20 protein-coding genes and 2 tRNA genes are annotated in these 19,514 nt (G+C 39.6%); 7 read left to right on the plus strand and 15 right to left on the minus strand.

The window, feature by feature from the left end; translation table 11 throughout:
- Positions 1 to 2 precede the first annotated feature (2 nt).
- Entirely contained in the window at positions 3 to 1,385 is a 1,383-nt protein-coding gene (locus tag I6E72_RS05000; RefSeq protein ID WP_197111273.1) for an amidohydrolase, read from the minus strand.
- Positions 1,386 to 1,485: 100 nt separating this feature from the next.
- Positions 1,486 to 2,271: a hypothetical protein gene (locus tag I6E72_RS05005; protein ID WP_197111274.1), complete on the minus strand. Its 786-nt coding sequence runs from the start codon at positions 2,269 to 2,271 to the stop codon at positions 1,486 to 1,488.
- A 267-nt stretch (positions 2,272 to 2,538) separates the two neighbouring features.
- Here I6E72_RS05005 and I6E72_RS05010 point away from each other — a divergent pair, with 267 nt between their 5' ends.
- A complete protein-coding gene (locus I6E72_RS05010; RefSeq protein ID WP_197111275.1) occupies positions 2,539 to 3,537 on the plus strand; it encodes a hypothetical protein in 999 nt (332 codons plus the stop codon).
- 64 nt (positions 3,538 to 3,601) lie between these two features.
- On the opposite strand, the gene I6E72_RS05015 is transcribed toward I6E72_RS05010, so the two are convergent.
- Positions 3,602 to 4,294 (minus strand): DUF445 domain-containing protein, encoded by a 693-nt coding sequence (locus I6E72_RS05015; RefSeq protein WP_197111276.1) that lies wholly within the window; start codon positions 4,292 to 4,294, stop codon positions 3,602 to 3,604.
- A gap of 125 nt (positions 4,295 to 4,419) precedes the next feature.
- Here I6E72_RS05015 and I6E72_RS05020 point away from each other — a divergent pair, with 125 nt between their 5' ends.
- Together I6E72_RS05020 and I6E72_RS05025 are read left to right on the plus strand one after the other, a co-directional pair.
- Positions 4,420 to 5,292, plus strand: a complete 873-nt coding sequence (locus tag I6E72_RS05020; RefSeq protein ID WP_101163040.1) for a fructosamine kinase family protein — start codon at positions 4,420 to 4,422, stop codon at positions 5,290 to 5,292.
- Positions 5,293 to 5,395: 103 nt separating this feature from the next.
- Positions 5,396 to 5,599, plus strand: a complete 204-nt coding sequence (locus tag I6E72_RS05025; RefSeq protein WP_008166246.1) for a CPXCG motif-containing cysteine-rich protein — start codon at positions 5,396 to 5,398, stop codon at positions 5,597 to 5,599.
- A gap of 1 nt (position 5,600) precedes the next feature.
- Here the strand turns inward: I6E72_RS05025 and I6E72_RS05030 are convergent, their stop codons facing one another.
- Positions 5,601 to 6,227, minus strand: coding sequence for a riboflavin synthase (locus I6E72_RS05030; protein ID WP_007585130.1), 627 nt, complete (start codon positions 6,225 to 6,227; stop codon positions 5,601 to 5,603).
- A gap of 128 nt (positions 6,228 to 6,355) precedes the next feature.
- On the opposite strand from I6E72_RS05030, the gene I6E72_RS05035 reads away from it, so the two are divergent.
- From I6E72_RS05035 to I6E72_RS05050, 4 genes are all read left to right on the plus strand, one after another.
- Complete coding sequence (locus I6E72_RS05035) at positions 6,356 to 7,726, plus strand: MATE family efflux transporter (protein WP_007585131.1); 1,371 nt, start codon at positions 6,356 to 6,358, stop codon at positions 7,724 to 7,726.
- Positions 7,707 to 8,753, plus strand: coding sequence for a DUF3080 family protein (locus I6E72_RS05040; protein ID WP_442960303.1), 1,047 nt, complete (start codon positions 7,707 to 7,709; stop codon positions 8,751 to 8,753). Before I6E72_RS05035 ends, I6E72_RS05040 begins: the two co-directional genes overlap by 20 nt.
- Positions 8,754 to 8,866: 113 nt before the next feature.
- A tRNA-Val gene (locus tag I6E72_RS05045) sits at positions 8,867 to 8,943 on the plus strand.
- 456 nt (positions 8,944 to 9,399) lie between these two features.
- Positions 9,400 to 9,476, plus strand: a tRNA-Val gene (locus I6E72_RS05050).
- Between the two features lie 457 nt (positions 9,477 to 9,933).
- Here I6E72_RS05050 and I6E72_RS05055 read toward each other — a convergent pair.
- The 11 genes from I6E72_RS05055 to I6E72_RS05105 all read right to left on the minus strand — a co-directional run bounded on the left by I6E72_RS05055 (position 9,934) and on the right by I6E72_RS05105 (position 19,402).
- Positions 9,934 to 10,821: a F0F1 ATP synthase subunit gamma gene (locus tag I6E72_RS05055; RefSeq protein ID WP_121955318.1), complete on the minus strand. Its 888-nt coding sequence runs from the start codon at positions 10,819 to 10,821 to the stop codon at positions 9,934 to 9,936.
- Positions 10,818 to 12,398 (minus strand): alternate F1F0 ATPase, F1 subunit alpha, encoded by a 1,581-nt coding sequence (locus I6E72_RS05060; protein WP_024594208.1) that lies wholly within the window; start codon positions 12,396 to 12,398, stop codon positions 10,818 to 10,820. Before I6E72_RS05060 ends, I6E72_RS05055 begins: the two co-directional genes overlap by 4 nt.
- Positions 12,398 to 13,198: a F0F1 ATP synthase subunit delta gene (locus tag I6E72_RS05065; RefSeq protein WP_024594209.1), complete on the minus strand. Its 801-nt coding sequence runs from the start codon at positions 13,196 to 13,198 to the stop codon at positions 12,398 to 12,400. The genes I6E72_RS05060 and I6E72_RS05065 overlap by 1 nt, the downstream gene beginning before the upstream one ends.
- Positions 13,199 to 13,201: 3 nt before the next feature.
- On the minus strand, positions 13,202 to 13,483 hold the full coding sequence (locus tag I6E72_RS05070) for a F0F1 ATP synthase subunit C (RefSeq protein ID WP_010552606.1): 282 nt from the start codon (positions 13,481 to 13,483) through the stop codon (positions 13,202 to 13,204).
- Between the two features lie 34 nt (positions 13,484 to 13,517).
- Positions 13,518 to 14,207, minus strand: a complete 690-nt coding sequence (locus I6E72_RS05075) for a F0F1 ATP synthase subunit A (protein WP_024590339.1) — start codon at positions 14,205 to 14,207, stop codon at positions 13,518 to 13,520.
- On the minus strand, positions 14,191 to 14,520 hold the full coding sequence (locus I6E72_RS05080) for an ATP synthase subunit I (RefSeq protein ID WP_024594210.1): 330 nt from the start codon (positions 14,518 to 14,520) through the stop codon (positions 14,191 to 14,193). Before I6E72_RS05080 ends, I6E72_RS05075 begins: the two co-directional genes overlap by 17 nt.
- Positions 14,513 to 14,866, minus strand: coding sequence for an AtpZ/AtpI family protein (locus I6E72_RS05085; protein ID WP_197111278.1), 354 nt, complete (start codon positions 14,864 to 14,866; stop codon positions 14,513 to 14,515). The genes I6E72_RS05080 and I6E72_RS05085 overlap by 8 nt, the downstream gene beginning before the upstream one ends.
- Before the next feature lie 20 nt (positions 14,867 to 14,886).
- Positions 14,887 to 15,213 (minus strand): F0F1 ATP synthase subunit epsilon, encoded by a 327-nt coding sequence (locus I6E72_RS05090; protein WP_290293871.1) that lies wholly within the window; start codon positions 15,211 to 15,213, stop codon positions 14,887 to 14,889.
- 40 nt (positions 15,214 to 15,253) lie between these two features.
- Entirely contained in the window at positions 15,254 to 16,711 is a 1,458-nt protein-coding gene (atpD, locus tag I6E72_RS05095; RefSeq protein ID WP_197102249.1) for a F0F1 ATP synthase subunit beta, read from the minus strand.
- Positions 16,708 to 19,092 carry a phosphoketolase family protein gene (locus I6E72_RS05100; protein ID WP_197111280.1) on the minus strand — a complete coding sequence of 795 codons (2,385 nt, stop codon included), beginning with the start codon at positions 19,090 to 19,092 and terminating at the stop codon, positions 16,708 to 16,710. Before I6E72_RS05100 ends, atpD begins: the two co-directional genes overlap by 4 nt.
- Before the next feature lie 70 nt (positions 19,093 to 19,162).
- On the minus strand, positions 19,163 to 19,402 hold the full coding sequence (locus I6E72_RS05105; protein WP_008168384.1) for an SHOCT domain-containing protein: 240 nt from the start codon (positions 19,400 to 19,402) through the stop codon (positions 19,163 to 19,165).
- Between the last annotated feature and the right edge of the window lie 112 nt (positions 19,403 to 19,514).

Consider the following 19,514-nt stretch of genomic DNA (forward strand, 5'->3'; position numbering starts at 1 on the left):
CCTTATTGTTGACCTAACATAAAATCACTTGTTGCTTGATACGCGCTGTCGTTTCTATCGTAAACTTTTGCACCATCAACAAACACTTGTTCAGCTTTAGCATAAACACTAAATGGGCTTTGATTCCAAATAACCACATCGCCCTGCTTACCCGCTTCTAGTGAACCTGTTTTGTCATCAATACCTAACGACTTAGCTGCGTTAGCCGTGATCCATTTAATAGCGTGTTGCTCAGAAATATCAAAACCGTTTTCGTTAGCACGGTACATAACCTTGCCCGCTTCTTGGTTTAAGCGCTGAATAGTAGTATCTGAATCTGAGTGAACAACTGCACATGAATTTTTAACTGCATCAACAATAGCTACGTTTTCTTGAACCATGTCGTAGGCTTCCATTTTAAAGCCCCACCAGTCTGGCCAAAGTGCAGCACACGAACCATTTTCGGCAAGTAAATCAGCAATTTTATATGCTTCCACACCGTGATGGAATGTACCCGCGTCGTAATTAAACTCTTTTGACAGGTCAATCATCATTGCCATTTCTTCAGCTTTATAACAATGATTATGAATACGTACTTCGCCTTCAAGCACACCACGAAGCGTATCGTGTTTAATATCACGCACTGGTGCTTCTGGGTTTAAACCTGCTTCATAATCGGCATCGTATTTATCCCATGCACGTTTGTATTCAGCGGCTTCAGCCCATGCCATACGGTAACCTGCCATATTACCCATACGAGTAGAAGGTAATACCCCTTGACGACCATAAACACGTTTAGGGTTTTCACCACACGCCATTTTTAAACCATACGGTGCCTCTGGAAATTTCATGCCTTGCATCGTGTGTGCAGGTACGTTTTTAAGCGTAACGCCGCGGCCACCAAATAAGTTAGCTGAGCCTGGTAAAATTTGTAGAGAAGTAATGCCGCCTTCGCGTGCACGATTAAAGCCTGGATCTTGTGGCCAAACAGAATGCTCAACCCACACTTCTGCAGTATTAGGGCTGGTCATTTCGTTACCATCTTGATGCGACTCAACCGATGGGCTTGGGTAAGCACCTAAATGTGAATGTACGTCAATAATACCTGGTGTAACCCATTTGCCCTGTGCATCAATTGTAACATCAGCAGTAGCAGTTAAGTCTTTACCTACTTGTTGTACTTTACCGTCAACAAGTAATACATCAGCATCATCTAAACGCTCACCAGTACCTGTTAATACAGTGGCGTTGGTAATTAATGTGCTTGATGTAGCAACTGGCTGATAAGTGCTTGGGTAAGGATTTTTGTTGATTGTTATTTTATCGTCTTGCGGGCCGTTTTCTTGGCAACCTACAAGTGCAGCAGCTAAGCCAACCGCTAATAAAGAAGGTGCAAATTTTTGCATGTTGTTTGGATCTCCTGTTTTTTTGCTACTTTAGCGAAAGCTAAGTGATAAAGCTAAAAAAACAGGTGAAAACGCAGTTAATTAAGATGAATTTCTGTAATTATTTCTTTATATAATTGTTATACAACTTTTCAAGCGCACCTTCGGTTGTAAGCGATGGATCTTTACTAATAAAGTGCTTAACCGTACGCGTTACAAAATCAGAGTTTTGCTTATGTAACTTAGAAAAATCTTTAATAATTGTATTACCATCTTTAGCTGCAGTTACTTTATCATGACGATGACGATACTGGCTCAATGCTTTATTAAAATCCCCTTGGTAGTCTTCAACCAAAATTTTATAAAAGTCACTTTTTTGTACGTTTAAATCATTAATGCAGTAATTTAGCGCCTCTTTAAAGTCGGTAAATATCATGCCTTCTACATCAAACTCTTTTGTTTTTTCACGTACTGCTACTTTGGCATCTTCTGTGGCATAACTAAAACCCGTAAACGCTAAACGCTCAGCGGCTTCTTTTCCTAATTTCATACCCGCTGCAATACTATGCGCAAACTCATCGCTCATATCGCCAAGTTCGTTTTCTTCCCACATGTTATAAACACGCAGTGGTTTTGCGTATTTAGTGGCAAGCTTTTTTTTCATTTTAGTGAAACGCTCATCAATCGTCATCAGCCTTTCGTTATGTAAAAGTGCATGGCACTCATAACAAGCCGCAATAGATATAAAGTCAGCCTCTTCACCTAAATCAACAATGCTTTGTAGCATATGCAGCGGCGGACAATGGTCGCGCTCTGTCGCTTCACAGCCACAATAAAAACACTGGTTAAAATGCTGCTGATCGCAAGCGTATGCTTGCTGATAATAACTGGCTAACGTTTTGCTCACCGTTGCTCCTAAAAAACACGACTAAATTATGGGGGCGATAATAACAGCCTGAAAAAATATGTCAGCCGCAAAAAAGCATTTAATTTATTTAAGGCTGTTTATTCTCAGTTTAATTAAAATAATTACATAAGCGCTAATTTAACGTTTACAATTAACTTGCTACATTAGAGAGAAACTTGCTATAAAACGCAAATGCTACGATTACATATAATTTAAAAATATTTTTACTCTCACAATTAAGGTTCGTACATTACAAAAGGTATAAAATTGATTTTAGAAACTAAAACGATAGATGAGTATGAATTTATAGTTAATACTTTAAATACATATTTTGCTGTTTCACTAGAGCTTAGAGACTTACCCGATTTACCCTCTAACGATTTGGTAATAGTTGAACAAGACCTTCAAATTGTTGCAGAATTGCTTCAACAAATAGAGGCCTATCACAAAGCTTACCCTCAGACTAAAAATAAATTTTTTTATACAAAACTAAATAACAGCGAGGTCGAGCAACTGCTCAAAGCACTTCACGTTTTTCACAAAGTAAATAATGGCAAACTCACAGAGCAACAAAATTTATTTTTAAAACACTATACTGACGAAGCAAATATATTTATGCGTGACTTTTGTAACGTTGTGTATGACGAATCTTTAGTAAGAGGTTTGTTTAATAAATATAAAATAGCGTTAAAAAATCACTGTGAAGATGCTGTTTTAAAACATATTGAACAAGGTAATAAGCAAGTTTATGTTTTTGCACTTCAAGCATTTCCAGGTCACGCTTATCAATTAGCAACAATGAATACGGTAACCTCACAGCAGTTAATGTTAAATCAAAGTGAGCCAGACGACGATTTCGATAGTGAATTATATAACCCTGCGTGCTTTGATATTGAATGTGAGTGTTCTGAAGAATATAAATATGCTGAATCACAAATTAAAGCGCTTTTTGATCAACTTTATGAGCTAAACGAAACTCACTGTGAAGATGGAACAAAAGAATTTGAAGAAATAGATGCACTGTATGACCTTGCTTATGTACTCTTTATTGAAAGCAGTCTTTACGCATTAAAAACGACTGATTTTGATACGCTCAATAAAACAGATATGTTTTGCGCCATTGTAGCTTTACATGAGTTTTCTGAATATGAATTTTACGCATTAGCAAAACACACAATACATGCAAAATTTGATCAAATATTTCCTGATGCCGATAAATATGAACATGAAGATAGCGTTTTTGAACAGTTACTTTATAAATATTAATTAAAAGTATCTAAAATTCATGCCTTAAGTGAAATTACTTTAGAGCAGATCTAAAGTAATTTAATTATATTACTGCTGCTACTAAACCAAATAAACCACCAAACACACCGCCCCACACTACAAGCCAGCCTAAGTGCTCGCGGATCATGGTTTGAATAATCTCTTTAACCATTTTAGGGGTAAGCTCATCTAGGCGCTCATCAACTAATTTAAGTACTGTTTTATGTAGGCTCTCTGCACTATTACCTTGTGAAAGCGTTTGGGTTACTAATGCTTTAAAGTCGTCAGTTTGAGAAATCTCACTAAGCGACAATTGCATTTTTTCAATAAACTTTTCACGCATAGGCTCTATTGCTGCAGTGCCGCCAAACATACCTAACATGCTACCAAACTGAGATTCTTCAATAACGACAAGTAAATTGTCGAATGCAGGGTTTAGATCAACATTGCTAATTATTGGCTCAAAATCGATGTTGGGCTGCGCTTTATTGAGTAAATTATTAATTTTTTGCTCTGAAAAAAACTCCGTTAATATTAGGTTTCGTATAGCTACTTTAAAGCTTTCAAACTTAAGCGCAATAACACCCGAGCCATATAAAAACGGTACCTTTTCGAACAACATATGAATCGCTAATAAATTAGTTACCGCGCCAGAAAGTGCAAATAAACCAACTGATAACACAATTGCTTGGTTAAACATAAAACCGACAACAACACATAAACCCGCTAGCAAATTGGTTATTAAACTTTTGTTCATTTTTACTCCATTACAGTAAGTGTAATTTTTATGCAATATAGTCGTTAATTTTACAACGTTTAGATTGTTAAATTAATACCTTTTTGCCATAGTTTAAGTATCTGTTTAAAAGGCGAGCAATTGTTATGTGGAAAACAGTAAATGAGCACATCAGCCAAGCCATTAATTTTGACTTTAAACACACCTATAAACGCCAATTACAAAGTACAAATACCGACAAACTATTTCATATTACCAATGGTACGCATAACTTCTTCGTTAAAATAGCATTAAAAAGCGAACTCGAGCGTTTAGAAAGTGAATTTATTGGCTTAAAGCTTTTAGCGCAAAATAGTAATTTTAAAGTCCCTGAATGTATTACAACCGGTGCAAATATAGAGTTTTCGTTTATTGTTTTACAGTGGCTTGTTTTAGATAAACAACCCCACAACACGTGGGCAACTATGGGAAGCAGCCTCGCTAAAATGCATCAAAAACACGACCAAGCCATGTTTGGTTTTGATGTAGACAACTACATAGCCACTACCATACAACCTAATCGCTGGCATAAAAAATGGGATGTATTTTACGCCGAAGAACGTATAGGGTGGCAATTACAGTTACTCGCTGAAAAAGGCATTAACTTTATTGAACCCGAGCGCTTAATTAATGCCGTTAAAGAACAGCTGCATAGTCATCAAGTTGAGCCCTCATTACTGCATGGCGATTTTTGGCGAGGAAATATGGGCTTTTTAAAAGCAGAGCCAACGGTATTTAACCCCGCTTGTTATTATGGTGATCGGGAAGTGGATATTGCAATGAGCGAACTATTTGCGCCACTGCCAAAAGACTTTTATAGCGCCTATAACCAGCACTACCCGCTTTCTCAAAATTACGAAAAACGTAAGTTAATATACCAGCTATACCCTATTTTAAATCACGCTAACATCTTTGCCGGTCACTATCTTACTGAAGCTAAACAACATATAGAAAAGCTGGTATTTGAAGGTATAAAATAAGTGTCATAAGCTGCATTTCAGCACTATATTTAATGAGTAAGTAGGCGTTCATCTGTAAGCGATTAAGTTGAATCTAACTTAATTATTTATAACTGGAGTGATTATGAAAGATTTTTTATCACAACGAATAACGTGCCCACACTGCGGACACCACATACATTTAGACTTAGACGCAAGCATGGGCGATCAAGACTACATAGAAGATTGCACTGCCTGCTGTAACCCAATTCATTTAAATATGCATATAGATCATGCTAACAATAAGTTAGAGCTACACGTAGACAGTGACGACGAACAAATATTTTAACTTAAGCCTGATGGCGTAAGTAGTTTTCTACCGTATTTACAATAGTGTAAGTTTGCTGATCAACTTCAATATTAAACTTGTCACCCACTTGCGCTGCACCAATGTTTGTAATGGCGAGCGTTTCCGGAATTAGGTGTAACCAAAAACCTTGTTCATCAACTTCGCCCACGGTTAAGCTTGCGCCATTTATCGCAACAAACCCTTTATATAACACATACTTTTGCCACTCTTTTGGCAGGCTTAATTGAATTTTACAGTTATTCTCAAGCTTCACTATTTGAGAAATTTGTGACGTACAATGAATATGCCCAGACACTATATGCCCACCTAGCTCAGTACCAAACGTAACAGAGCGTTCGTAATTAACTAAACTACCTAACTCAAGCAGTCCTAAATTAGTTAACTTTAGGGTTTCGTCAATCACATCAAAATGCACTTGCGCTACCACATCGTGATTACTTAGCTCAACTTGCACAACTGTTAAACAACAGCCATTAATAGCAATACTTGCGCCTAAATCTAAATGCTTAACGTACTCATCGCTCACCGATACAACTAAGCGTAAAACACCGTCTGTTTGAGTCTTAGAGACCACCGTAGCTTGCGTTTGCACTATTCCTGTAAACATAAAATCACTTTAAATTATTACAAAGTGCTAGTTTAACGTATCAACTCATAAAATCATTCACTACTGTGATTTTTATTTAAACCCCAATAGATTACAATTACGCCCTATTTTATCAACTAGCTGTTTTTATGACCTTTTGCAATTGGGAAGCCAAGCGTTTACTTTCCCTCGCTTTACCTGTTTTTTTAGCGCAAGTTACACTTATTTTAATGTCGGTCGTCGACACAATTATGGCAGGTCAAGTTAGCCCTACTGACTTAGCTGCACTGTCTATTGCAACAGGAATATGGAACCCTTTATTACTTGGCCTTCAAGGTATTTTATTAGCGCTTACTGGTATTATTGCGCAGTTTTCGGGCAGTGATGACCGCAAAGGCATTAGCCACTATTTTCAACAAGCGCTTTATTTAACCGCTATTTTGAGCTTTACAGGCTTTGGAATTGCCCATTTAGCAGATGCTATTATTTTTAAGCTCGATACAACGCCTGCAATTGCAAACCTTGCCATTGACTACATTCACTTTGTGAAATGGGGTGTATTTGGATTTTTAATTTTTACGGTATACAGAAACGTTACCGAAGGTATGGGAATGACCAAGCCCGCGTTTTACATAAGCCTATTAGGTTTAGCTGTTAATATTCCGGTAAATTATATTTTCATAAATGGCTTATTTGGTTTTCCTGCTTATGGCGGCGCGGGCTGTGGCATTGCCACTGCAATTGTTTTAACTGTTATGGCAATAGCACAAGTCACTTACTGCCAAATGAGTAAAAAAGTAGATGCTAAAGGCCTGCTTTCATCATTCGAAAAACCTAATTTCACTACCATTGGTATTATTACTAAGTTAGGTATACCAATTTCACTCGCCACCTTTTTTGAAGTCACTTTATTTGCGTGTATACCGCTATTTATAGCGCATTTAGGTGCAGTAGCTATATCGGGGCATCAAATAGCAGCCAGTGTAACTACATTGCTATTTATGATGCCGCTGAGCCTATCAATCGCTATCAGCATTCGTATAGGTAACTTATACGGCCAAAAGAACATGACTCAATTAAAAGTTGCGGTTTCTACCAGCTATATTTTAGCCATTGCTGTGGCGTTATTTTTAGCGCTTATTACGTTTGCCGGTCGTGATTTAATTAGCCAACTGTATACCGACAGCCCTGCTGTTATGGCATTGGCTTCATCAATTATGATTTTAGCGTGTATTTACCAATTACCTGATGCACTTCAAGTTGCAGCAAATGGCATACTCCGTGGGTTAAAATACACCACGCCTATATCGTATATTACGTTTATATCGTATTGGTTAATCGGCTTTTGTTTAGGTTACGTATTGGCAAGAACAGACATAATTGTGCCAGCTATGGGGCCACACGGTTTCTGGACTGGGATAATAGTGGGACTTAGTGTCGCTGCTATTTTATTAATGCTAACGGTAAAAAAACGTCTAAAATATGAATTTCTTAAAATTGATGCACTCAATCAAAACTAATAAACTCAGCCTTAAAACATTACCAGCTACTTTGCTGGTAATGTGTTTTTTAACGCTTACTGGCTGCAACAAACCACAAAGTAGTATAAACGTTACTTATATTGAACGCTTAAGTAGCACAGTTGATACAAGCCCAACACAGCCTGCGCCACTCAAGCAACTCCCCTTACTGCAGCCTACCCCAATAGCACAAAGTGACTTAACACTGAGCATTGTTGAGCTTGCAGGCATTAGCCAATGTAAGCTTAACGTGCTTATAAGTGAGCACAATAACCAATTAGGAAAAACCGCCAGCGCTGCTGGGCAATTAAAATATCAAATAAACTTTATTAAAAGTGCACAGGTTTGCTTAAACACGCTTGATAAAAATAGTCCTAGTTACACAAAAATACTCGCAGCCAAAAACTACAAAGAAACACACCTAATGCACTTTTTTAACACCATGTTATTTAAAGAGCCTGAGCTAAATCGTACTTGGCAACTCACTTCAAACGAGCTTACTACTGAACCTGCTGGTTTTAGTGATACCGTACTTGCGCTAAAGCAACTTGTACTCATTAAGCAACAAATTAAGGCTAAAGAATTTAGTGAAATTAATAGCAATTCTATTTTTAGTGCACTCGAGCAGCTTAATAAATTTCAATTTAACCAGGCACTCATTCAATCGGTCCGCAAGCAGGTAGTGTTAAATAACAACGCCACGCAGTTTGTAAAAACATTAAACTTTAATACGCTGTGCCCTCAAGGTAAAAATAATAAAAACGCAAAAATCATAAGCAACGTATTTCAAAAGTTTTACCTAAAAGAAATTCAGCCCTATCAAGCGCAGTTAACTGGTTATCTAGAGGCACTACAACCGCTTTATAATGAGCTTTGGTTTAACGAAAGTATCTCAAGCCCTCAAATTAATAACTTAGTAAAAACGGGCTCAGCAAGTAACTTACTGAACTTACTAAAAAGCTCAGCTAAAAAACATGTGGTTTGGTGGCAAGTATTTTATAAAACGTGTGAAATAAGCCCAATATGAATAAAAAAACGGCAAATAAACTCAAAAACAACAAACTTGCTTGATTCACCAACCGCCACGCTATATATTAGCCGCCGTTGTTAAGCAATTAACACCTACTTAAATAAAGTAATACGACTGTAGCTCAGTTGGTTAGAGCACTACCTTGACATGGTAGGGGTCGGTGGTTCGAATCCACTCAGTCGTACCAACATTAATGAAACGTATAATTGAAGGAAAGAGCGCTACCTACTCTTGACCACCCGGTCCAAAGGTCAGTAGTTCGAATCCACTCAGTCGTACCAAAATTTAAGTAAAATAAATAAAAGTACATCTGAAGGAAAAAGCACTACCTACTCTTGACCACCCGGTCCAAAGGTCAGTAGTTCGAATCCACTCAGTCGTACCAAAATTTAAGTAAAATAAATAAAAGTACATCTGAAGGAAAAAGCACTACCTACTCTTGACCACCCGGTCCAAAGGTCAGTAGTTCGAATCCACTCAGTCGTACCAAAATTTAAGTAAAATAAATAAAAGTACATCTGAAGGAAAAAGCACTACCTACTCTTGATCACCCGGTCCAAAGGTCAGTAGTTCGAATCCACTCAGTCGTACCAAATTTATTCTAATATCACAGAATAAATTTATTTAAGAATTCAAAAATTGTACGACTGTAGCTCAGTTGGTTAGAGCACTACCTTGACATGGTAGGGGTCGGTGGTTCGAATCCACTCAGTCGTACCACTTCAAAGTAATGAAAAAAACCTAAGTAAAAGCACTACCCACTCTTGATCACCCGGTCCAATGGCCAGCAGTTCGAATCCACTCAGTCGTACCACTTCAAAGTAATGAAAAAAACCTAAGTAAAAGCACTACCCACTCTTGAACACTCAACTTCAACAGTTAATCATTAATTAACAATCACTTACAATCAGGTTGTAGCTTTATTTCTTGTAAATTATCCTTGTGAGTTTTGTTGACATTTCATGATTAAAATTCATTCAATTTACAGGGGGGTAATCGTGCGCGATTTGTAACCTATTGGGCTCGGTAGCGGCTTCTGCGTTACTCTAATGGCTTACATTTTTGTAAGAATAAGTAAAAATCGAGTTACAAAGAGTCAATAACCGCACTGTATAGGCGATGTTTTGATTAAAAAAACACATAGAGCTTCAAATTCAACCTCTAAGATCAACAGCCCCTAGTCTATTTTATTTAGTAATTCATAACCTGCAAGTACATCACTCAACTCCTCGTCAATGGTACTTTGACGCAGAGTATTAAACTCACTCGAAAGCTTATCAAGTAGCTCTTCAATATTTTTTTCAGCGCGTTGCATTGCGCCAAGACGGCTGCTATTTTCGCTGACCAACGACTCGGCACATGCACGATAGAGAGAAATAAAAATATACTCGCGGATCAATGCTCTTATTGTTGTAGAGTGCTTGCAGAGTACTTCTGGCAAAGCTTTAGTTGGCCATAAAATATTTTTAAAATTATCTCGCCATTGCTCGTCAAGTGGGAGTAATCGCTGAGACACACATTCATAAAGCGCGCCTTGTTTAGGTTGATTATAAAACACCAATACACGGCAACCAGGATTAAGAACTAAGCTTGATTCACTGTCTATTTGAATTTGCCTAACTAAGGTATCTATATCGTGAACACTCACTGGCACTGTGTATACTTTTACTAAATTAAAGCCGGCATCGGTAAGTCGAGATGCAGCACGTGCGCCTACCACCCAAATTAGAGGTGGCTGGGTCTCGTTACTTAGCGCTTTAATTGTAAAGTCGGTAATACTTTCATTAAATTGCCCTACCAACCCTTGATCTGAGCCGAATATGATCACACCCGCTCTGCTTTCATTTAAATTTTTGGGTTGTGGTGAAAATTGAAATGACATGTCATCACGCAAACTCGCACTTAATCCTAACTCAACTGCCCGGTAGTAATCGGTCAATGAGCTAATCGATTTTTCATATTGCCCAATACTCGAGGCAGCAAGTGCCTTCATCGTTTTTACCACGCCTTGTAAATCACTTGCACTGGCTATTTTATGGCGTAAATTAGCGGCACTATTGCTCATGTTGTTATTGCCTTCTTTTCAGGCTCAAAATCAACAAGTGCGCGCTTAGCCAACTCAACAATTGTTTGTCGATCGTCATCACTTAAGCTTTTAGCGGTATCAAATCTATCACATAAAGTATCGTCTAACTGCGCAACTGCTTTTTTAAGAATATTTTTTGCGTCGTTTATTTTTAGCAGTTCAATCGAATCTAAAAAGCCATTACTGAGTGCGAGTAATAGCATAATTTGCTCAGGTACTGGCATAGGTGATGATTCAGATTGATGTAAGCTCGCTCGAATACGCCGTCCATGTTCAATTATACGCCGTGTATCATCATCAAGTCGGGCACCAAAACGAGCAAAGGTTTCTAGCTCTTCAAATTGAGCATATGCAAGCTTTAAATCGCCAGCAACTGCACGAAACGCAGCACGCTGTGCTTTACCGCCCACACGAGAAACCGACTTACCAACGTCAACGGCTGGTAATACACCTAGAGCAAATAATGAGGGTGATAAATAAATTTGTCCGTCGGTAATCGAAATTAAATTAGTTGGAATATAGGCTGAAATATTTTGAGCTTCGGTCTCTATAATGGGGAGTGCGGTCAAGGAACCACCGCCACGTTCTTTATTTAAATGGGTCGCACGCTCTAGTAATCGTGAATGAATATAAAAAATATCCCCAGGAAATGCTTCTCGTCCGGGTGGTCGTCGTAACAACAAAGACAACTCGCGGTAAGCTCTTGCGTGCTTAGTTAAATCGTCATATACAATAAGTACATCACGTCCTTGCTCCATAAAATATTCTGCGATACTGGTTGCAGCGTAAGGCGCTATATACTGTAAGCCCGGTGGCTCATTACCCTCTGTTGCAACAACAACCGTATAAGCCATTGCATTTTGCGCGCGTAATATTGCTATTGATTTAGCGACCGTTGATGCCCGCTGACCAATAGCGCAATAAATACAAATTACATTTTGTTCTCGCTGATTTAAAATCGTGTCTATGGCTATAGCTGTTTTACCTGTTTGCCTGTCACCTAAAATAAGCTCTCGTTGTCCTCGCCCTATTGGGATCATCGCATCGATTACAATAAGTCCGGTTTGCAAAGGCGTAGTAACAGGAGAGCGGTCCATAATTGGTGCAGCTGGACGCTCTATTGGTAAACGCTGCTCGGTTTGTATAACGCTTCCACCGTCTAGTGCCTCGCCAAGTGGGTTTATCACTCGCCCTAATAGCGCATTGCCAACCGCTACATCCATTACACGACCACTGCGGCGCACTTCATCCCCAGCTTGTAAGTGGGCGTATTCACCTAAAAGCACAACACCGACTTCTTTTTCATCAATATTAAACGCAATTCCAAGCACATTACCGGGAAATATAATTAGTTCCTCAAAGCCAACGCCAGGTAATCCCGACACCTTCGCAATACCCGTTGATACACTGGTAATGATACCAACTTCATGTAAGTTCAATTTTGAGTTAACTGTTTTTAGCCCTTGCTGAATGTGCTTAAACACATCACCAAACGCGTTTCTTAAACTGTGTATTTTTGTGTTTTTATTTTGAGTGTTTTCACTAAGGTCACTCATCACTTATCAACAGGTTGAGAAGTTGTAGGCTGAGCTGTTTTTTGTTTTAGTAACATATCAACTTCCTGCTCGATTGATTGTAAGTAATCGTCAATACTCCACACCAGCTTTTGTCCATTAACACATAACTCAATCCCGCTAATAAGGCTCTCATCGGTGGTGAATTTAATGGTAATATCTTTTGAAAACACAGTATTAATAGCATTCTTAAGTGCTAAACGCTGAGATTCAGTTAGCTCAAACGCACTTTGAATTAAGGCAGGTACAAATTCACTATTTGTATTTAGCGCCTGCGCTAAAGTGGTTTTTTTGTCGTCATCAAGCTTATATAAGCGGGCTGTAAACACCTCACATATTTGTTGTTCTAAAGTTGTTGATGCCAGTTCAGTTAAGGTTTTGCGACTAATAGCAAATACCTCTTGCTTAACTTTTCGACTTAAAGACTCCTTTAAATTATCAGTCTCTTTTACTATATTTTGTTGATATTTAGTGCCCCAGCTTTGGACTCTTTTTTGCGCCTCTAACATAAGTGTTTGCTCTGCTTGCTTAGCACTCACGCTTACTTGTTGCATCTTTTGTGTACGTTGTTGTTCAAACTCTTCATTTTTCAGAAAAAACTTTTCACGCTCCGCCAGTGCTTCATTTTGGTTTGTTTCAGCATCGTCTAACTCAGCGGCTATACGCTCTTCTCGCTTATCAATAGCGTGCAAAATTGGTTTATATAAATAGCGTTTTAGTAACCACACCAAAATTAAAAAATTAACCACTTGGGCTGCAACTGTAAACCAATCAATTAGCATGGTTTAACTTCCTGCAGCTTGTGCGATAGCGTAGTTCCAAAACGGATTGGCAAAAATAAGAATCATCGACACGACAAAACAGTATATTGCGGTCGATTCAATCATCGCAAGCCCTACAAAGAGCGTGCGCGTAATAGTTGCTGATGCATCAGGTTGCTGTGCTAATGCACTCAATGCCGTTGCTACTGCTTTACCTTCGCCAAGCGATGGACCTAAACAACCAAAACTAATTGTAATTCCTGAAATAACGATTGATGCCATTGCTATCATTGTCATGCTATCCATGTTCTCTCCAAGTATGATGTGTAGAAATACGTGATTAATTAACTCGTTGTTTGGCTGGTTTTACTGAGCGCGTAGCCGCAGCAATATAAACGGCGGCTAAAATAGTAAAAATATAAGCCTGTACTAAGCCTGTAAGCAAACCCAGTGCCGTCATTACGATTGGGAATATAAAGGGTGTAATGGTTAACAAAATGCCAATGATCATTGCCCCGCTCATCATGTTGCCAAATAACCGCACAGCCAGAGCAAGTGTCCGTGATAATTCGCTAATAATATTAAATGGCAACATAATAAAAGTAGGAGCCATATAAGATTTTAAGTAATTGCCAAGCCCTTGTTCACTGATACCAAATAAAGGCACTGCAATAAATACAGTGAGCGCCAGTGCTGCTGTAGTCGATAACGACGCCGTGGGTGGCTCATAACCCGGAGCAATGGTGAACATGCTCGCGGTTACTAAAAATAAAAACAGTGTGCCTAAAAAACCAAGGTATTTTTTAGCGTCATTCAAGCCTACGTCTTCAATTTGTTGTGTGATCCCCGTTACTATAATTTCTAAAAAATTTTGCCAACGAGAACGCTTTAACGTGGTTGAAAGCTTACGGGTTATCAATATCGAACTAATCACCAAAACCAACATTAAAACCCAAGTGAAAACGATGGTTGCATTGAGTTTTAAAAAACCATTTTGCCAATAAATAACCGTATCAGGACTCAGGTGCATGATGTGTCACCTTTGCTAAATGAGAGGTTGATGCAGTACGGGTAACATAAGTGGTAATAAAACGGGCTATCAAAAAGCTAAATAAACACAGTGGTAATTGCAACCAAGATTTTGATAATAAGTCACTCGTCATCACACTATAAAAGCCACTTAAAGTAATTGCCATGCGTATAAATAAACTCAGCACAACCCATAGGGCTGGGTGAGTCGATACCATACTTTTTTGCACCGTCCACCACAGGCCACCAAAAAATAAGGCACCAAGCATTAGACCTACACTAACAATAATTAATACGCCAACTAGCTCATGCATCTTCGTCATCCTTTTGCTCTTGATGTATCGCGCTGTCTTCTTTGCTCATCCAGTGCCACGCGTTAAAGCACCCAAGCGCCAAACCCGCCACCAATAAAGCCAATGTCCATGACCGCTCAGTGGCATAATGCGAGTCGATATACACACCTAAACTTGCACCAAGTATGGTAGGCACTGCAACCGACCAACCAATAAGGCCCATCATTCCTAAACCAAACCATATTTTTTGATGAGAGTTAAGCCTTGCTTTTAGCTTACGCTGGGCTTTTATTTCTACTTGTTCTGCAAGTGTTGATGAACTGCTTTGTGAGTCTTTTGAACCTGGGTCGTCTTTTTTGTTTGTCATAAATAAATAGCTTTTAGTGGTTAAAGTCGAAAACGATTTAAAAAGCTACTTTCTAATTTAGCCATCACTGTTCTTACTTGTTGTGCTTGTTCATTGAGTGCCAAAAACTCTTTATCTACAGCGCTGCGAAGTGTCGCCAGATCAGTACCTAATATGGCACTTCGCACCGATACCAGCACAGTGTTTCCTGTTTTAATTAATACGCCCTCATCTACGGCTACAAATATCTCACCGTCTTTTTCGCAATTAAATGTCAAAATACCTGGGGTTAGTGGCGCAACACAGTCAAGGCGATTGGGTAAAAATCCGTACGATCCTTCGCTTGTTTCGGCAACAACATGAGTCACATCATGCCTGTCGAAAAATATCTCATATGGCAGCAATAATTTAAGGTGTATCTGAGTTTGCGGCACCGCTTGTATCCTCATTATTATTTACTGTGGATTTTATTTTGACCTCACTTATGGCACCTATCATATAAAGTGCACTCTCTGGCACGTTTTTAAATTCATCATTTAAAATGCGTTCACACCCATCTAGCGCATCATCAAGGCTAACAAGTTTGCCTTTATAACTAGTAAATTGCTCTGTTGTAAAAAATGGCTGAGTAAGAAAACGCTCTAAACGCCTTGCGCGTCCAACAATGTTGCGGTCCTCAACTGATAACTGTTCAAGCCCTAACATAGCAATAATATCTTTGAGTTCATTGTATTGCGCTAAGGTGCTACGTACCTTTTGTGCAAGTAAGTAGTGGCGCTCTCCCACAACCCCGGGGCTCGCCATTTTTGAATTAGATTGCAGGGGATCTATAGCCGGAAATAATCCTTCGCTAGCGCGTTTGCGAGAGAGCACAATAGAAGCCGATAAATGCGAAAATGTATGAACTGCGGCCGGATCGGTAAAATCATCGGCAGGTACATACACCGCTTGAATAGAAGTAATAGCACCATTTTGTGTATTGGCAATTCGCTCTTCTAAGCCGGCAAGCTCTGTGCCCATAGTAGGCTGATAACCAAGCCTTGAAGGCATTTGCCCCATTAAGCCCGATACCTCAGAGCCTGCCTGAATAAAACGAAATATATTGTCGATTAGCAACAGCACATCTCGCTGCTCATCATCACGAAAATACTCAGCCATAGTTAAAGCTGCATGCCCCACCCTAAAACGACTCCCTGGTGGCTCGTTCATTTGCCCAAAAATCATCGCCATGTTTGGCAAAACGCCCGCGTCTTTCATTTCGCGATAAAGCTCTTCGCCTTCACGGCAACGCTCACCTATGCCACAAAATAGGCTAACACCTTTGTGCTTGCCCACCATATTGTGAATCATTTCAGTCAATAACACTGTTTTGCCAACACCTGCACCGCCAAACAATCCCGCTTTGCCACCACGTTCTAACGGCACCAGCAGATCAATTACTTTTATACCGGTTTCAAAAATCTCTGATTGGGTTGACCGTTCGGTTAATGGCACTGGCTTATTATGTACAGAGCGCCACTGAACATCTTTAAGCTCACCACCGCCATCAAGCGTGTTACCAAACACATCAAACATTCTCGATAAGGTTCCTTTACCAACAGGGGTAAGTAACGGTCCGCCACTGTCAACAACTTCCATGCCACGCGCAAGTCCTTGTGTAGGCGTGAGCGCAATTGCTCTTACATGATGCTCATTGCGCTGCTCTAGCACTTCAAAAATACACTGTTTATTTTCGCCAGCACTAAGCATTGAATTAATCGCAGGTAGCTTCTTGTCAAAACGCACGTCAATTACGCTGCCGCGTATAGCGGTAATTGTACCGAGATTTTCAAATTTACTAATCGTGGATTGAGCTACAAAATTCATTGATGCGCCTGCCACTGCCAATTACGAATTTCAGGGAGATCTTGCCCATGCTTATTAATATATTTTTTATGCTCAACAAGCTTTTCTTCAAGCTGTTTTTTTAGTGCGTCTCTTTTTGTACCCAAGTTTGGCAGGCGTTCCAGTGTGTCTAACACTAAATGAAAACGATCAATCTCGTTTAATACCGTCATATCAAAAGCAGTTGTAATAGTGCCTTCTTCTTTATACCCGCGAACATGAATATTATGATGATTATTACGCTTGTACGTAAGCCTATGAATAAGCGTTGGGTAGCCATGAAATGCAAAAATAACCGGCTTATTAATAGTAAACAGAGTGTCAAAATCCTCTGCGATTAACCCGTGAGGATGTTCGGTATTAGGCTGTAAACGCATCAAATCAACCACGTTAACAACCCGGATTCTAAGATTACTAAAATGCTCGAGTAAAATCATAACGGCTGCCATCGTTTCCAATGTAGGCACATCACCACAACAAGCCATCACCACATCAGGTGTTGCATCTACGCTATTACCCGCCCATTGCCAAATGCCAATCCCTGCCTCGCAATGTTTAACAGCTGCCACCATATCTAACCATTGCGGCGCAGGATGCTTGCCTGCAATAACTACATTAACGTAATGACGACTTCGCAAACAATGATCCATTACCGACAGCAAGCAGTTAGCATCAGGCGGTAAATAAACGCGCACAATTTCAGCTTTTTTATTAATAACATGATCGATAAAACCCGGATCTTGATGGGTAAAACCGTTGTGATCTTGTCGCCATACATGCGATGCCAGTAAATAATTAAGTGAAGCGATTTTTTTACGCCATGGTAAACCTGCCGCCACTTTTAACCATTTAGCATGTTGATTAAACATCGAGTCAATAATATGAATAAACGCTTCATAACTATTAAACAAACCATGGCGGCCGGTTAATAAATATCCTTCAAGCCAACCTTCGCATTGATGTTCACTCAGCATTTCCATTACTCTGCCACTAGGCGAAAGCTGCTCATCGTTGCTATGGGTTGCTGCATTCCACTGTCTATCGGTTACTTCTAGCAGTGCACCTAAACCATTGGATACTGTTTCGTCGGGTCCAAATACTCTAAAATTACGTTGCTCGTCATTAAGCTCAACTATATCTCTCAAAAATGGACCTAAAACTCTGGTATCACCAATTCCGCGTATACCGGGAGAGATTACTTCGCATGCATAATCGCGAAAATCAGGCATATGCAAATCTTCTAGTAGCAACCCACCATTCGCATGAGGATTTGCCCCCATACGGCGATTCCCCGTTGGGGCCAATTCAGCAAGCTCTGGTAATAAACGCCCTTGTGAATCGAAAAGTGTTTCTGGATGATAGCTACGCAGCCAGCTTTCTAATAATTGCAAATGATCTGGATGAGCTGATGGGCTAGAAATAGGAACCTGATGCGCACGCGATGTTCCCTCTATCTGAAAACCATCTACGAGCTTTGGACCCGTCCACCCTTTAGGTGAAATGAGGATAATCATTGGCCAACGTGGACGAGTTGGATCGTTATTATCGAGAGCATCTTTTTTTATTTTTTTTATTTGATGTATTGCGACATCAAGTGCTTTAGCCATAGCCTGATGCATTAGCTCAGGCTCATGTCCTTCAACAAAAATAGGGCTCCAGCCATAACCGAACATTAATTGCTCTAATTCTTCACGGGTAATACGCGCTAAAACGGTAGGATTCGCAATTTTATACCCATTCAAATGCAATATAGGGAGAACAGCACCGTCACTGATAGGATTAAGAAACTTATTAGAATGCCATGCAGTTGCAATAGGCCCTGTTTCTGCCTCACCATCACCCACCACACAAGCAACTATTAAGTCTGGATTATCAAATACAGCTCCAAATGAATGACTCAAAGAATAGCCCAGCTCGCCACCTTCATGAATCGAGCCCGGACACTCGGGCGACACATGACTAGGAATGCCACCGGGAAACGAAAACTGCAAAAACAGTTTTTGCATACCTGCTTTATCTTGGCTTATATCAGGGTAAATTTCACTGTAGGTGCCCTCAAGATAGGTATTAGCAACCATAGCTTGCCCGCCATGCCCTGGGCCAGATACATAAATCATATTTAGATCGTGTATTTTAATAACGCGATTTAAATGCGCATAAATAAAATTTTGCCCGGGTGTTGTTCCCCAGTGCCCAAGCAACATATTTTTAATATCACTTAGTATCAGTGGGCGCTCTAAAAGTGGGTTATCGCATAAATAAATTTGACCTACCGACAGGTAATTCGTGGCACGCCAATATGCGTCAATTAACTCTAATTCTTTTGATGTTAATGAAGGAAGAATCATATGCAGGGTTTCCATCTTGTCGCATCCAAAAATGCTTAAGCCATGCTCTATATAAGAGCATGGCGAGGATTAGCCAGCGCACTAACTACGCAGTGGTAGTTATGTCCTGTTTTTTTTGCTCGAATTCTTTTTTGTCAATATCGCCGCTGGCGTATCTTTCATTAAGAATATCAATTGCTGTTTTATTAGACTCTAACCCATAGCGTCTATGGGTTCGGTAGCTATAACCCCAATGGCTTAAACTCGATATGAGCAATAACCACATACCAAACCATAAAAACCAACCCCAACCTGAGTACCACTCACTCCAAAATTCATGACCCATTTTAATCTCCACTTAAAATATGGAGCGCAAAACACTTACACCCCAATTAATACAATGAGTGTAAGTGAGTGATATTATTGGTTCTGTTCGCTAGCGTACGCATTTATTATTG

Source organism: Pseudoalteromonas sp. NSLLW24, assembly GCF_015864725.1.
Classification (GTDB): domain Bacteria; phylum Pseudomonadota; class Gammaproteobacteria; order Enterobacterales; family Alteromonadaceae; genus Pseudoalteromonas; species Pseudoalteromonas arctica.